Raw genomic sequence first — 14,273 nt, forward strand, 5'->3', positions numbered from 1 at the left:
ACTGCACGCGTTTATCTTAGTGAAAATGTGTCGATCCGCTGGGCGGTGCGTCCTCTGGCATTTCAGGGTGTACTAATTCGCCTTCTGGGTCAGCATAAAATGGTGATCCGCAATCGTCACAGAATTCCATCGCAAATAACTCATCGTGGCGTTGTATGTCATTGATGCCGCACTCGCGCAATAACGACAAAATTTGCTCCAACGGCGTTTGGCTTTCTGCGTCGGATTCAGCCTGATCGGTTGGTTCTTCAATGGCCTCTTCCTGGCCGTACAGTGGCCAGACGACGCCGTAGATGATTTCGCTAGTTTGCCCGATAGAAAAACCGATCCTATATTCATCAACTCGGTTGCTTTCAGGTTCTTCGCTAAATCGTCCGATTGTCACATGCAGATCCTTGCTTTCGATTTCTAGCGTAGTGGCAAGGTAATAACTTGCAGCCCGTAAAGAGACCGGACGGATCTGTTTATCGCCTTCACGGCAAGCGACAAAATACGCTTCGGGCAACAATAAATCGATACCGCATCCAGGTAAAAGGCGACTGATATTCGGCGTTACCTGCGCCTGCCAATGTTCGAGTGCGACGGCCTTTTTCATCGCGGTGCTGGCTGTGCCGATGGTGGTAACGCTGGCAGCGCCCGGTTGCCAGCAAAAGAACGCATGCCCGGTCGGGACTACCAGCGTGGCTAGTAAATAGCGGGTGTCGGCTAAAAATGGCGCAGTTTCAGGTGCATTAGGTGGATTGGTAACGATTGTTCCTGTGAGCGCCGCCTGCGTCATACGCTGCATCAATGTGTAGGTGTCAGCGTGGGAGCGCGGCAACTGATCTATGGCGTACAAGGTAGGCATGAGTGCGACGAGGACGCCAGGGGCCAGTATGTGCGCGTGCAAATGGCTAGTCAGTGTGGTGACCATGTCGGGTGGCACGTTTCCGGATGCAATGGAAAATCGGGTCCATGCCAATATTGGCATTGCGACTAAAAGGGTATCGTATTGAATCCCATTTTGCTCAATCACGGACGATTCGCTACAGGCTTCCACTGCATCCATCAAAGCATCATAAGCGTCGGCCTGGTCCGGGAATAATTGTTCTAGTGCGCTGTCGATTGGTTCTTGATGATGGCCCTTCAAGAGTTTATTCAGATGAGTATCGATATCGTGTTCCCAAGCACGTTGTTCCATACGACTAGAGGCAAGTACAAGGGCTTGTGCGAGTTCAGTCAGTCGGTGGCTGTCAGCGGAGAACTTACGAGGTGATTTAGACGGACGGCGCATAGAGGTGTTTGATACTTAGCGTGTTGAATGAGGCAGCAGACTGCCGAATTGAATACTTCTATTGTAGTGGAGTATGCATGCAGGGACGAAAAAAAACGCCGGACCAAGTAAATAGTCCGGCGTTTTTTGCTGTCAGTACGCTTTAAATCCAGCCTACTATACCGAAGCAGGGTTCTTTAGAGTAACAAGTAACCCGGCCAATTTCAGATAATCTAATTCAGATTATTTTAGGCAGCCAATAACTGACGCAACACGAATGGCAGAATACCGCCATGCTTGTAGTAGTCAACTTCGATTGGTGTATCGATGCGTAACAGAACCGTGACTTCCTGGATGTCGCCATTTGCACGATGTATCACAAGTGTTGCATCTTGTTGTGGCTTGATTTCTCCATCGATACCCTTAAGGTCGAAAGTCTCATCGCCTGTAATGCCAAGTGTATCAACGCTGTCGGTACCTAGGAACTGCAATGGCAACACGCCCATGCCGACCAGATTCGAACGGTGAATACGCTCAAACGAACGCGCGAAAACTGCTTTTACGCCTAGTAGTTGTGTACCTTTAGCTGCCCAGTCACGCGACGAACCTGTACCGTATTCTTCGCCAGCGAAGACCATGGTCGGAACGCCATCATGGACGTATTGCATCGCAGCATCGTAAATTGACATCTCTACAGCGGCTGGTTGATGCAGTGTAATGCCGCCTTCAACACGTGAACCGTCTGGCATTGCCGGAATCATCAAATTTTTGATACGCACGTTGGCAAAAGTGCCGCGCATCATGATTTCATGGTTTCCACGACGTGAACCGTAGGAGTTGAAGTCGGCTTTCAAGACACCGTTTTCAGCTAACCATTTACCAGCTGGGCTGGATTCTTTGATCGCACCGGCTGGTGAGATGTGGTCGGTTGTGATGGAGTCGCCGAATACGCCCAATGCCCGCGCGCCAGTGATGCCAGTAGCAGCTGGCTTTGGTTCCATAGTGAAATCTTGGAAGAATGGAGGCTCGGCAATGTACGTCGAAGTTGGCCAGTTATAGACTTCCCCTTGGGCTACGCCCTTGATGCCTTCCCACAACTTGCCAGGTGCGCCTTTGACGTCTGCGTAGTTTGCCTTGAAAGTCTTGGCATTCATCGCAAATTTCATGAGCTTGGCAACTTCTTGCGAAGTCGGCCAGATATCGCCAAGATAGATGTCTTTGGCTTTACCATCTTTGCCTTTGCCACGGCCAACTGGCTCAGTCATCAGATCGCGTGTCATGTTACCGGCAATGGCGTATGCCACGACCAACGGTGGCGATGCCAGAAAGTTGGAGCGAATGTTCGGGTGAATCCGTGCTTCGAAGTTACGGTTGCCGGACAAAATTGCTGACGCAACGACGTCGTTTTTGACAATCGCTTCGTTCATCGCCGGCGTCAAATCACCTGCGTTACCTATACAAGTGGTGCAACCGTATGCGGTGACACCAAAGCCCAGCTTTTCCAGGTACGGAAGCAGACCGGCAGCGGTCAGGTATTCAGTCACAACACGTGAACCAGGTGCTAGCGAGGTCTTGATGTGCGGTGAGACTTTGAGACCCGCTTCAACTGCTTTTTTAGCCAGCAGACCAGCCGCCAGCATGACGCTTGGGTTAGATGTGTTAGTACATGAAGTAATCGCGGCGATCAATACATCGCCGTTCATCAGGCCGACGCCGTCGGTGTTGACGTATTTAGCGTCAAGATCTTCTGCTTTTTTGTTGAATCCACTTTCTGCAGCAGACTTACTGAATAGTTCAGCGAAGTTATTTTTTACATTGCCAATTTCGATACGATCTTGTGGACGTTTCGGACCCGCCAATGATGGTGCAACTGTTCTCAAATCAAGTTCGATGACAGTGGTGTAATCGATGTCGCCTTCTTTTGGAATGCCGAACAATTTTTGCGCGCGGAAATAGCCTTCGAAAGCTGAGATTTCTGCCTTGCTGCGGCCAGTGCCCTTGAAGTAGTCAAGCGTTGCTTCGTCGACTGGGAAGAAACCCATCGTTGCGCCATATTCTGGTGCCATGTTGGCGATAGTTGCGCGATCAGTCAGGCTGAGGGACGCTGTGCCTTCGCCGAAGAACTCAACAAATTTGCCAACAACTTTTGCTTTACGCAGTAGTTCTGTGATGGTCAGGACCAAGTCAGTCGCAGTACAACCTTCGCGCAATTGGCCGACCAGATTGACGCCGACGACATCTGGTGTCAGGAAATATACTGGCTGACCGAGCATACCGGCTTCTGCTTCAATACCGCCAACGCCCCAGCCGACTACGCCGATACCGTTAATCATGGTGGTGTGGGAATCAGTACCGACTAATGTATCTGGATAAAATACGTCACCCTTTTTATGCACACCGCGTGCTAGATATTCCAGGTTAACCTGGTGGACGATACCAAAACCTGGAGGAACGACGCCGAACGTATCAAAGGCTTGCATGCCCCATTTCATGAACTGGTAGCGCTCATTATTGCGCTGGAATTCCAGTTTCATATTGAGGTCGAGTGCTTTCTTTTCGCGGAAATGATCGATCTGTACGGAATGGTCAACGACCAGATCAACCGGCACCAACGGCTCAATATTCTTCGGGTCTTTACCGAGTTGTGCGGCAACGTTACGCATAGCAGCCAAGTCAGCCAGCAGCGGGACGCCGGTGAAATCTTGCAGTACAACACGAGAGACGACGAACGGAATTTCTTCTGTACGCGCGCCAGTTGCGTTCCACGCAGCTAATTGGCGGACATGTTCTTCCGTTACTTTCTTGCCGTCGCAATTACGCAGCACTGATTCCAGCACGATACGGATGGAGACCGGAAGGCGTGAAATGTTGATGCCAAGTTTCTTTTCAAGTGCAGGCAAGGAATAAAATTTGCCTTTCTTGGTATCGGAAATTTTAAATTCCTTGAGGGTGTTCAACGTGTTGCGTGACATGGTTTCTCCTTGATTTACAATCTGAGTAAAACGGTACTTGGTACTTAGCTTAAGTTGCTTTTTGGGACGGTTTGAATAGGTAATTGACATCGATTTTTAACGCAAAATTTATTGTACTGCGCGTCAAAAACGTCAACTTCTTACACACATATTTTTTCACTTTCAAAAATACCAAAAAGATACTTTGAATGCTGCTGTACCACTTACAAAATGATAGGACAATGTAATAGGACAAGAGCGCGACACAACCATGGCTGCTCTTCATGAGTTAGCCATGATGATCGTCGTAGCCCGGTATGCGGGTGTATTACTGCATTTTAATTCTATTAACCGTGCACTGGCTCAGCTATTAGGTTAGCCGCCGGTGCTGCCGCAGGAGCCACATTTTGCTCCGGCGATTTACATTCGTTGGCCAATTGCTGTCCTTTTTTAGAATCGAGCAGCATGCCTTTTGCCGGAATGCCGATCCATACCAAGCCATATTTGTGATTTTCAAATCGGTCTGCACCAGTCGTCGTCGCTACATTGGTTAGACGATGCAGGGTTTTTCCCCAACGTAATGCAATGTGTTTGGGGTCTGCGGCGTTGCGATAAATGGTTAATTTATTTCCCAGTTCGCAGTTGTATTCGACCGCCACGGCGACTTTGATATCGGGAGTGCCTTCATCTTCACCGTCGTCCACTTCTGCTGCAGGGATGGCTTTCTTGCCGGTATTTTTCTTGGCAACTTTTTTCTTCACTACTTTTTTCGTTGCTGCTGGTTGACCTGTAGTGGTTTGTGCGATGGATGTTAATGGTGCCGTTATCATCAAGCTAGCGCACAGCAAGCTAAGAATAGAGAGAGTTTTTTTCATATTGTCTGAACTGTTGGTTGGGCAGTTATTAATTACATCAATGGGCGCGCTACAATATTAGTAAGCTAAAAAAAGTGCAATGTTTAATTCGTAAATAAACTATTAGCAAGCGGCGGCAGTACTACGCCATTGTTTTTCGCTCGCTGTAAAACGGTCCAATAATACCGATAGCTGGCACGATCATGCAATGTGCCGAGATGCTGGATTGGACCCCAATCCGCCTTTTGGGCGGCAAGTAAAATGTGAGTCGCGTCGCTCACTTCTGACTCGGTTGGAGAAAATGCGCCCAAAATGAAGCGTATTTGCTGCGGATGGATACTCCACATCCGCGTGTAACCGAATGCCATTCTGGCGCGATGGGCATCGTCTGCGACGACTGCGCTGTCGTGTATCTCTGTCGTGACGTTATGCGAAGGGGTTTTGCCGTGTGCATGACAGGCGGCAGATATCTCAAGCTTGGCGCGCGTCACCAAAGCGTGGGTGAACTGACCCGGTGAACGCATAGCAGCGCCGGGAATTGCGCCGTAATGGGATGAAACAAAATCCATAATTCCAAACGACAGCGACTCAACCTGGGGAAGGGCAGCGATCGCTGCGACATCGGCAAGCGCGCCGTGAGTTTCAATCAGAACATGGACTGGTAAAGTCTCGCGGCCAGCGCGTTGACTATGGTGATTGATCAGATCGATAGCGGTGCTGACATCGGCAAGGCTTTCCACCTTGGGGACCATCAGGTAGGCAAGAGTCGCCGCTTTCCGGCAAATAATCTCTACATCTTGCTCGAAAAAACTACTGCTGATGTCATGGACGCGCGCACCGATACGGTTAAACCGATTGTCGGCACTCGCAATAACCTCTGATACCAATCGTGCATGAGCAGCCTCATTACCGGCAGCCGCACCATCTTCGCAATCGAACGTAATATCAAATACCGGGCCTAGGTCGTGTTGAAGCGAGACCGATTTGCGCATGAGCTTTTCTGAACCGGCGTAATGGTCACACGCCGGCAATAAGACCGGTGGATGTTTGCCTAGGAATAAAACCTCGGTAGGATTCATACGACTTAGCTTGACTTAAATGAACTCAATTAGGGGTATTGCCAGCGAGTTGCAATAACGATGCGATAATTTTTAACAGCGATCAAATTGCTATTTATTTAAAACATCATACGGCTACTAACAACTAAATATAACTAACTATTTATGATAATTACTACAGATGGTTCTTATTTCTCAAGTTAATTCTTGGTTCTTGGTTCTTTTATTCTTATTACAGTAAACAATTTCTGTGTATCAAACTATGTGTATCAATGCGCTTGAAACAACTGACGAAGGCAAATCTGAAAAATGTTGCCCGCATCAGTTTTGCAGCATGCGACCGGTTAAAGATCGCACGTTTTAATGCACCAGATTAGCCAACCAAATGTTTAACGCCTTCACGCTCTTCCAACAGTTCGTTCAACGTGACGTTGATACGCTCTTGAGAGAATGCGTCGATTTCCAAGCCTTGAACGATGGTGTATTCGCCGTTTTCGGTCGTCACTGGGAAGCCGAAAATAGTGCCTTCCGGAATGCCATATGAACCGTCCGATGGGACACCCATGGTAGTCCATTTGCCGTTGGTGCCAAGGACCCAGTCACGCACATGATCAATTGCTGCGTTGGCTGCCGATGCTGCCGACGATAAACCACGTGCTTCAATAATGGCGGCGCCGCGCTTACCAACTGTTGGCAAGAAAACGTCTTTATTCCACTCATGATCATTGATCAAATCTTTTACCGACTGGCCGTCAACTGTCGCGTAGCGATAGTCAGCGTACATCGTTGGTGAGTGATTACCCCAAACGAACATTTTTTCAATAGAGGCGACTGGCTTGCCGGACTTAGCCGCGACTTGCGACAATGCACGGTTATGATCTAGACGCAGCATTGCAGTGAAGTTTTTCGCTGGCAGGTTAGGTGCCGATTTCATCGCGATGTAAGCGTTAGTGTTAGCTGGATTGCCAACGACCAATACTTTCACATTGCGTGAGGCGACTGCATCCAGAGCTTTACCTTGAACGGTAAAAATTTGCGCATTGGCTTCGAGCAGATCCTTACGCTCCATGCCAGGGCCGCGAGGACGTGCGCCGACTAGTAGGGCGACGTCGATATCCTTAAACGCGGTTAGCGGATCACTATGTGCAGTAACGCCAGCCAGTAACGGGAATGCGCAATCGTCGATTTCCATAATGACGCCCTTTAGTGCTTTTTGGGCTTTTTCGTCAGGAATTTCTAGCAATTGCAAAATGACCGGTTGGTCTTTGCCGAGCAAGTCGCCGTTGGCGATGCGAAATAAAAGGGAATAACCGATTTGACCAGCTGCGCCGGTTACGGCAACACGCATTGGGGTTTTAGCCATGTTGAATCTCCAGAGTGGTGATGAAAAGCGTAATCTGTATACCTGATCTACTATGATACCGTCGAAAACAGCGTGCGTCAGTTTGTTTTAGCGAACAGCTTATAGCCAATATCAATGCTGACGGACGACGAAAGCAGTGATAAGCAAAAAAAATCAGAAGCAGCAACGTTTATCAGATATTTTATTGGTCAGATGTTTCCTGTGACCAAAAGCAGCCAATAAACAAATAACCTCAATCTAATAACGGTTTCCCGCGAGTGTAGGCGCGTGAAGTTGGTCTGTCAATGACTATCTTATATCTTATATAAGACATCTTACCAAGAGATTTTGTGCTGGACTATATGGGTGTTTATGTGTTGAAATCGTAAGTTATGAGTTCCATCCCATCCAATATGATTAGCACTGATCCAGTCAACGTCGGCAGTGCTGTCGTCCCTGCAGCATCCCCAACCTTTAGTCCGCTCTATCAGCAAATTAAAGCACTTATTATGCTGCGCTTACAGTCGGGAGAGTGGAAGCCGGGCGAACTTATTCCCAGCGAGGTAGAGCTAGGGAACAGATTCAAGGTAAGTCAAGGAACTGTCCGTAAAGCGATCGACGAATTAGCCGCAGAAAACTTAGTGGTGAGACGTCAGGGAAAAGGTACTTTTGTTGCGACGCACCACGAAGACAAGGCGCAATTTAGATTTTTGCGTTTAATGCCTGACGATGGACAGCCTAAGCCGGCCGATAAAAGAGTTATTGAGCTTAAGCGTTTACGCGCTCCGGCGGAAATTGCACGCCTCCTAAACATGAAATCCGGAGATTCGGTAGTATTCGTCAAGCGCGTTATGTCATTTGAGGGTGCGCCGACAATACTTGAGGAGTTATGGTTGCCTGGCGCGATATTCAAGAGCTTAACCCTGGAGCGGCTAGTTGAATATCGTGGGCCCATGTATGGCTTGTTTGAGACTGAATTTGCTACACGAATGATTCGCGCCACTGAGCAAATACGTGCTGCGAGCGCGGATACGGAAGTGGCACAATTACTGTCTGTGCCGCCGATGTCACCGTTATTAAGTGTCGAGCGCGTGTCGTTCACGTATGGCGACAAACCGGTGGAAGTTAGGCGTGGGCTGTATGTTACTGATCGCCATCACTATCAGAATGAATTGAGTTAAGTGTGTTTTAGGGAAGTCGGCGCAGTGTAATACCGACTAAATCGGTGTGGAAAAAGCGAGCAATACAATAAATAGGGGCGCAATTTCACCGAATAGCAGGTTGTCGTAAGATGCTAGATTGGAATGATATTTAAAGGCTTTATGACTAAATTAACTCTGCCAATTAGATGATAATTGGATTTTTCTGAGGTAATTTTGCTGAATACTTAAGAACTAATGGTGTGCTGCACCAAAATAAGCGAAAATCACGCAATTGTTTTAAAACTGAGGAGAACCCCCGTTATGTCTGATGCCGAAGCCGAAAAAAATCAGCGGCCACAATTTCGTAACATTCACATAAGTCAAATTATTGGATATCGCTTGCCTTTGGCAGGTTTTATTTCGATTTTGCACCGTATTAGCGGCTTGTTGATGTTTTTGTTATTGCCTTTCATTCTGTTCCTGCTTGACACAAGTCTGGTGTCTGAAGGTTCATTTGAATACTTCAAGGGCATTACATCCAACTGGTTCGTCAAATTGATTATCCTGGCGCTGTCATGGGCATATCTGCATCACTTCTGCGCTGGTATTCGTCATCTGGTCATGGATAACCATGTCGGCCTCGACAAGGATAGCGCCCGCAAATCCGCAGTCGGCGTATTTGCAATTAGCTTGCCGCTGGCGCTAGTGGTCGCGTTAAAACTGTTCGGAGCATTCTAAAAATGGCGAATAATAATATTGGGGCTAAGCGCTTAGTCGTTGGTGCACATTACGGTTTGCGTGACTGGCTTGCGCAACGCGCTACCGCAGTTGTAATGGCGATTTATACCGTTATTCTGTTGATCTCCTTTTTGACCGCAAGCGATTTTAGTTATCAAGGTTGGGCGGGATTATTCTCGCACCAGTGGTTTAAGCTGGCGACTTTCGTCGCGCTGGCAGCACTGTTTTTTCACGCATGGATTGGCGTGCGTGATATCTGGATGGATTACGTTAAGCCGGTTGCTCTGCGACTGGTATTGCAAGTTGCCACAATTTTGTGGCTAGTCGGTTGTGCCGGATGGGCGGCGCAGATTTTGTGGAGAGTGTAATCGTGGCAGCTATTAAACCCACAATTCCTACACGCCGCTTTGATGCGGTAATCGTTGGTGCCGGTGGTTCCGGTATGCGTGCTTCGCTACAGTTGGCGGAAGCTGGTTTAAATGTCGCCGTTTTGTCTAAAGTTTTCCCTACGCGCTCGCATACAGTTGCAGCGCAGGGCGGTATCGGTGCCTCTCTGGGAAACATGTCAGAGGACAATTGGTACTGGCACATGTTTGACACAGTCAAGGGTTCTGATTACTTAGGTGATCAGGACGCTATTGAGTTTATGTGTCGCGAAGCGGCGAAAGCCGTGTACGAACTAGAGCATTTGGGTATGCCATTCGACCGTAACGCTGACGGTACGATTTATCAGCGTCCGTTCGGTGGTCATTCGGCTCACTTCGGTGAAAAACCGGTCGCCCGTGCCTGTGCTGCAGCTGACCGTACCGGTCATGCATTGTTGCATACGTTATATCAGCGTAATGTTCGCGCCAAGACCCACTTCTTCGTTGAGTGGATGGCGATTGATTTGGTGAAAGACGCTGACGGCGACGTACTCGGAGTACTTGCTCTTGAGATGGAGACTGGCGAGATCATGATGCTGGAAGCCAAGACAACTGTCATGGCAACTGGTGGTGCTGGCCGTATCTGGGCGGCGTCAACTAATGCATTTATCAATACCGGTGATGGTATGGGTATGGTGGCGCGTGCTGGCATTCCGTTGGAAGATATGGAGTTTTGGCAGTTTCACCCAACCGGTGTTGCCGGTGCTGGTGTGTTGATTACTGAAGGCGTTCGGGGTGAAGGTGGTATTCTCATCAATTCCGAAGGTGAGCGTTTCATGGAGCGTTATGCTCCAACATTGAAGGATCTGGCACCACGTGACTTCGTGTCGCGGTCAATGGACCAGGAAATTAAAGAAGGTCGCGGTTGCGGTCCTAATAAAGATCACCTGATGCTGGATCTTCGCCACATTGGCGCTGAGACCATCAAAAAGCGCCTTCCATCCATCCTTGAAATCGGTCACAAGTTTGCCAACGTCGATGCGCTTAAAGAGCCTATCCCGGTCGTACCAACGATCCATTATCAAATGGGTGGTATTCCGACTAACGTTTATGGTCAGGTAGTAGTGCCGAAAGATGGCATTCCTAACGCGATTGTAAATGGCTTGTATGCGATTGGCGAATGTGCCTGCGTATCGGTGCACGGTGCTAATCGACTGGGTACTAACTCACTGCTGGATCTGGTTGTATTTGGTCGCGCAGCCGGTAACCATATTGTTGACAGCAAGCTAAAAGAGCGCAGCAATAAACCTCTTCCTGCTGATGCAACCGACGCTTCTATGGCGCGTGTCGCAAAACTGGAAACAAGCACAGGTACTGAGCGCGTACAAGATGTTGCCAATGATATCCGTAAGACGATGCAGCACTATTGTGGCGTGTTTCGGACGGATGAATTGCTCCAGCAAGGTTACAAAGAAATTATGATCCTTGATGAGCGTCGCAAGAATGTCTCGTTCAAAGATAAGTCGATGGTTTTCAACACTGCGCGGGTTGAAGCACTTGAACTCGATAACATGATCGAAGTAGCCAAGGCAACTATTACGGCCGCCGCTGCCCGTAAGGAGTCACGCGGCGCTCACGCGCATCGAGATTACGAAAAGCGCGACGATGAGAACTGGATGAAGCACTCGTTGTGGTACTCCGAAGGTAATCGTCTCGATTACAAACCGGTGATTACCAAGCCCCTGACGGTTGATACGTTCAAGCCAAAACCACGTACTTTCTAATAAGGTCTAGCCATGTCACGTACAGTTAAATTTAAAATCTATCGCTACGATCCGGACAAGGATACAAAGCCTTACATGCAAGACCTGACGGTTGAACTATTGCCGACGGATAAGATGTTACTTGATGCATTGCAACGTATCAAGGCAGATGTTGATGATTCGTTGTCACTCCGTCGCTCATGTCGTGAAGGCGTTTGTGGTTCTGATGCCATGAATATCAACGGCAAAAATGGTTTGGCGTGTACAACTAATTTGAATGAATTGTCTGAGCCGATCATCCTAAGGCCGTTACCAGGCTTGCCGGTGATTCGCGATCTGATCGTTGATATGACGCAGTTCTTCAAACAATACGATTCAGTTAAGCCATACCTGATCAACAACAGTATTCCGCCGGAAAAAGAACGTTTGCAGACCCCAGAGCAGCGTGAAGAGCTAGATGGCTTGTACGAGTGTATTCTTTGTGCTTGCTGTTCTACGTCTTGTCCGTCATTTTGGTGGAATCCAGACAAGTTTGTCGGTCCGGCTGGTTTGTTACAAGCTTACCGTTTTATCGCTGATAGTCGCGATGAGGCTACTGGTGAGCGCTTGGATAACCTGGAAGATCCGTATCGTTTATTCCGGTGTCGTTCAATCATGAATTGCGTTGATGTTTGCCCTAAGGGATTGAACCCTAATGCAGCAATCGGCAAGATTAAAGAACTGATGGTTCGTCGCGCGGTATAAATAGTATAAGCACTATCAGTCGATGATTCGTCTATGACGGATCATCGTAACTGGAAGGTGAGTCGACAATTAAGAAACAACATTGTTTTGAATTGCAGTCTAAGCAAAGCCGATCAGACACAAAGTGAGGATGCTGCAGGTTATTCACGCAAAGTTTTTTTGTATTTTTTACGAGAAGACCATTTGGGCTGCTCAGTCACAGAACACACTATGTGTGCCTGACACAAGGTTTCAAAAACAACTTCATATTGTCACTTGTCTGGTTCGCAGTAACTGCTGCGGGATAAAGTTTACATCGACAGTGGTTTAACATTGCCATTGCACTAATTGGAATCAAGTAAATCATGACCATCACCCACCAGGACGACCCAGCAAAGCGCGCAAGATTGCGCTGGCGCGCGCGGCGCGGTCTTTTGGAAAATGATTTAATTCTCACCAGATTTTTGGATGCAAATGAGTCAACCATGACGGACGTTGATGTCGATGCCTTCACGCGATTGATGGACTTATCCGACGGTGATCTGATGAATTTGCTGATGGGACGCAACGAGGCCGAGGGCGAAGTGGATTTGCCTCAGGTTCATGCTTTGGTAGCGCGATTACGCGTAATCTGAGCAAAGATAAACCCGCCATTGACCATATTGTCAGTGTGATGCATAAGCCAGCATGCGGCGAAGCAGTGCGTATAAACGTATTTTATTTTTGATTCAAGCATTACCTGCTAAAGAGGGAAGAGCCATGACCAACGCTGAAACGAAAGCCACACTATCATTTTCTGATGGTAGCCCATCGATCGATTTTCCAATCTACAAAGGGACCGTGGGTCCTGAAGTTATCGATATCCGTAAGTTATATGGTGCGACCGGCAAGTTTACTTATGACCCCGGTTTTATGTCGACCGCTGCATGTAATTCATCGATTACCTATATCGATGGCGACAAGGGCGAACTACTTTATCGCGGTTACCCGATTGAGCAATTAGCTGTAAATTGCGATTTTCTGGAAACGTGTTATTTGCTTCTGAATGGTGAATTGCCAACAGCAGAAGAAAAAGAAACCTTTGACGCAACCGTGACGACACACACCATGGTCCACGAACAAATGCAATTTTTCTTCCGTGGTTTCCGTCGCGATGCGCATCCTATGGCTGTATTGGTTGGCACAGTGGGCGCGTTGTCTTCGTTTTATCATGATTCGCTAGACATTACTGACCCGCGTCACCGTGAAGTTTCGGCTATTCGTTTGATCGCCAAGTTGCCAACGCTAGTCGCAATGGCCTACAAATATAACGTCGGACAACCGTTTGTATATCCACGTAACGATTTGTCGTACAGCGCAAACTTCATGCACATGATGTTCTCAACGCCATGCGCAGAGTACAAAGTCAGCGACGTTCTGGTTCGTGCCCTCGATCGTATTTTGATCTTGCACGCTGATCACGAGCAAAATGCTTCGACATCAACAGTGCGTCTGGCTGGTTCAAGCGGCGCAAATCCGTTTGCCTGTATCGCTGCTGGTATTGCTTGTTTGTGGGGCCCAGCACACGGCGGCGCGAACGAAGCTGCACTCAATATGCTGAAAGAAATCGGTACCGTCGATAATATTCCTGAATTCGTAAGACAAGTTAAGGACAAAAACTCGACTGTTAAGCTGATGGGCTTTGGTCATCGTGTCTACAAAAACTACGATCCACGTGCCAAGTTGATGCGTGAAACTTGCTACGAAGTGTTGGCAGAGTTGGGATTGGAAAACGATCCTTTATTCAAGCTAGCCATGGCGCTAGAAAAAGTCGCGCTAGAAGACGAATATTTTGTCTCTCGCAAACTTTATCCGAATGTTGACTTCTATTCAGGTATCGTTCAATCAGCATTGGGCATTCCAGTTTCTCTATTTACCGGAATCTTCGCAATGGCGCGTACTGTAGGTTGGATCGCGCAATGGAACGAAATGATCTCGGACCCTGAGCAAAAAATTGGTCGTCCGCGCCAATTATTTATCGGTTCTCCGACTCGCGATGTCGTGTCAATCGAAAGTCGTACTGCAAGTAAGTAATGTAAATATCAA

12 protein-coding genes are annotated in these 14,273 nt (G+C 48.0%); 7 read left to right on the forward strand and 5 right to left on the reverse strand.

The annotated features are described in order from the left end of the window. Positions 1-16: 16 nt before the first annotated feature. The 5 genes from QN379_RS18400 to QN379_RS18420 form a co-directional block, all read right to left on the reverse strand. Positions 17-1,273: a DUF2863 family protein gene (locus tag QN379_RS18400; RefSeq protein ID WP_322238805.1), complete on the reverse strand. Its 1,257-nt coding sequence runs from the start codon at positions 1,271-1,273 to the stop codon at positions 17-19. Between the two features lie 227 nt (positions 1,274-1,500). Further along, positions 1,501-4,224, reverse strand: a complete 2,724-nt coding sequence (gene acnA / locus QN379_RS18405) for an aconitate hydratase AcnA (protein WP_322238803.1) — start codon at positions 4,222-4,224, stop codon at positions 1,501-1,503. A gap of 326 nt (positions 4,225-4,550) precedes the next feature. Beyond that, entirely contained in the window at positions 4,551-5,078 is a 528-nt protein-coding gene (locus tag QN379_RS18410; protein WP_322238801.1) for a hypothetical protein, read from the reverse strand. Positions 5,079-5,161: 83 nt separating this feature from the next. Next, positions 5,162-6,136, reverse strand: a complete 975-nt coding sequence (locus QN379_RS18415; protein ID WP_322238799.1) for an HpcH/HpaI aldolase/citrate lyase family protein — start codon at positions 6,134-6,136, stop codon at positions 5,162-5,164. Between the two features lie 352 nt (positions 6,137-6,488). Further along, positions 6,489-7,478, reverse strand: coding sequence for a malate dehydrogenase (locus tag QN379_RS18420; RefSeq protein WP_205320665.1), 990 nt, complete (start codon positions 7,476-7,478; stop codon positions 6,489-6,491). Positions 7,479-7,849: 371 nt separating this feature from the next. Here QN379_RS18420 and QN379_RS18425 point away from each other — a divergent pair, with 371 nt between their 5' ends. The 7 genes from QN379_RS18425 to gltA all read left to right on the forward strand — a co-directional run bounded on the left by QN379_RS18425 (position 7,850) and on the right by gltA (position 14,261). Then, on the forward strand, positions 7,850-8,638 hold the full coding sequence (locus tag QN379_RS18425) for a GntR family transcriptional regulator (RefSeq protein ID WP_322238797.1): 789 nt from the start codon (positions 7,850-7,852) through the stop codon (positions 8,636-8,638). A 282-nt stretch (positions 8,639-8,920) separates the two neighbouring features. Beyond that, positions 8,921-9,337, forward strand: a complete 417-nt coding sequence (sdhC, locus tag QN379_RS18430) for a succinate dehydrogenase, cytochrome b556 subunit (protein WP_322238795.1) — start codon at positions 8,921-8,923, stop codon at positions 9,335-9,337. A gap of 2 nt (positions 9,338-9,339) precedes the next feature. Beyond that, entirely contained in the window at positions 9,340-9,705 is a 366-nt protein-coding gene (gene sdhD, locus QN379_RS18435) for a succinate dehydrogenase, hydrophobic membrane anchor protein (protein WP_322238794.1), read from the forward strand. Between the two features lie 2 nt (positions 9,706-9,707). Beyond that, positions 9,708-11,486 (forward strand): succinate dehydrogenase flavoprotein subunit, encoded by a 1,779-nt coding sequence (sdhA, locus tag QN379_RS18440; protein WP_322238792.1) that lies wholly within the window; start codon positions 9,708-9,710, stop codon positions 11,484-11,486. A gap of 12 nt (positions 11,487-11,498) precedes the next feature. Further along, positions 11,499-12,209 (forward strand): succinate dehydrogenase iron-sulfur subunit, encoded by a 711-nt coding sequence (locus tag QN379_RS18445; RefSeq protein WP_322238790.1) that lies wholly within the window; start codon positions 11,499-11,501, stop codon positions 12,207-12,209. A 344-nt stretch (positions 12,210-12,553) separates the two neighbouring features. Next, positions 12,554-12,823 (forward strand): succinate dehydrogenase assembly factor 2, encoded by a 270-nt coding sequence (locus QN379_RS18450; RefSeq protein WP_322238788.1) that lies wholly within the window; start codon positions 12,554-12,556, stop codon positions 12,821-12,823. 124 nt (positions 12,824-12,947) lie between these two features. Beyond that, positions 12,948-14,261 carry a citrate synthase gene (gltA, locus tag QN379_RS18455; protein ID WP_322238786.1) on the forward strand — a complete coding sequence of 438 codons (1,314 nt, stop codon included), beginning with the start codon at positions 12,948-12,950 and terminating at the stop codon, positions 14,259-14,261. The last annotated feature ends 12 nt before the right edge of the window (positions 14,262-14,273 follow it).

The organism is Glaciimonas sp. Gout2, assembly GCF_035018905.1.
In the GTDB taxonomy this organism is placed as follows: domain Bacteria; phylum Pseudomonadota; class Gammaproteobacteria; order Burkholderiales; family Burkholderiaceae_D; genus Glaciimonas.

What these genes read in the sequence shown, in the direction of transcription:
- QN379_RS18400 (WP_322238805.1), bottom strand. Translation starts at nt 1,273, where the DNA reads ATGCGCCGTCCGTCTAAATCACCTCGTAAGTTCTCCGCTGACAGCCAC.
- acnA (WP_322238803.1), bottom strand. Translation starts at nt 4,224, where the DNA reads ATGTCACGCAACACGTTGAACACCCTCAAGGAATTTAAAATTTCCGAT.
- QN379_RS18410 (WP_322238801.1), bottom strand. Translation starts at nt 5,078, where the DNA reads ATGAAAAAAACTCTCTCTATTCTTAGCTTGCTGTGCGCTAGCTTGATG.
- QN379_RS18415 (WP_322238799.1), bottom strand. Translation starts at nt 6,136, where the DNA reads ATGAATCCTACCGAGGTTTTATTCCTAGGCAAACATCCACCGGTCTTA.
- QN379_RS18420 (WP_205320665.1), bottom strand. Translation starts at nt 7,478, where the DNA reads ATGGCTAAAACCCCAATGCGTGTTGCCGTAACCGGCGCAGCTGGTCAA.
- QN379_RS18425 (WP_322238797.1), top strand. Translation starts at nt 7,850, where the DNA reads ATGAGTTCCATCCCATCCAATATGATTAGCACTGATCCAGTCAACGTC.
- sdhC (WP_322238795.1), top strand. Translation starts at nt 8,921, where the DNA reads ATGTCTGATGCCGAAGCCGAAAAAAATCAGCGGCCACAATTTCGTAAC.
- sdhD (WP_322238794.1), top strand. Translation starts at nt 9,340, where the DNA reads ATGGCGAATAATAATATTGGGGCTAAGCGCTTAGTCGTTGGTGCACAT.
- QN379_RS18445 (WP_322238790.1), top strand. Translation starts at nt 11,499, where the DNA reads ATGTCACGTACAGTTAAATTTAAAATCTATCGCTACGATCCGGACAAG.
- QN379_RS18450 (WP_322238788.1), top strand. Translation starts at nt 12,554, where the DNA reads ATGACCATCACCCACCAGGACGACCCAGCAAAGCGCGCAAGATTGCGC.
- gltA (WP_322238786.1), top strand. Translation starts at nt 12,948, where the DNA reads ATGACCAACGCTGAAACGAAAGCCACACTATCATTTTCTGATGGTAGC.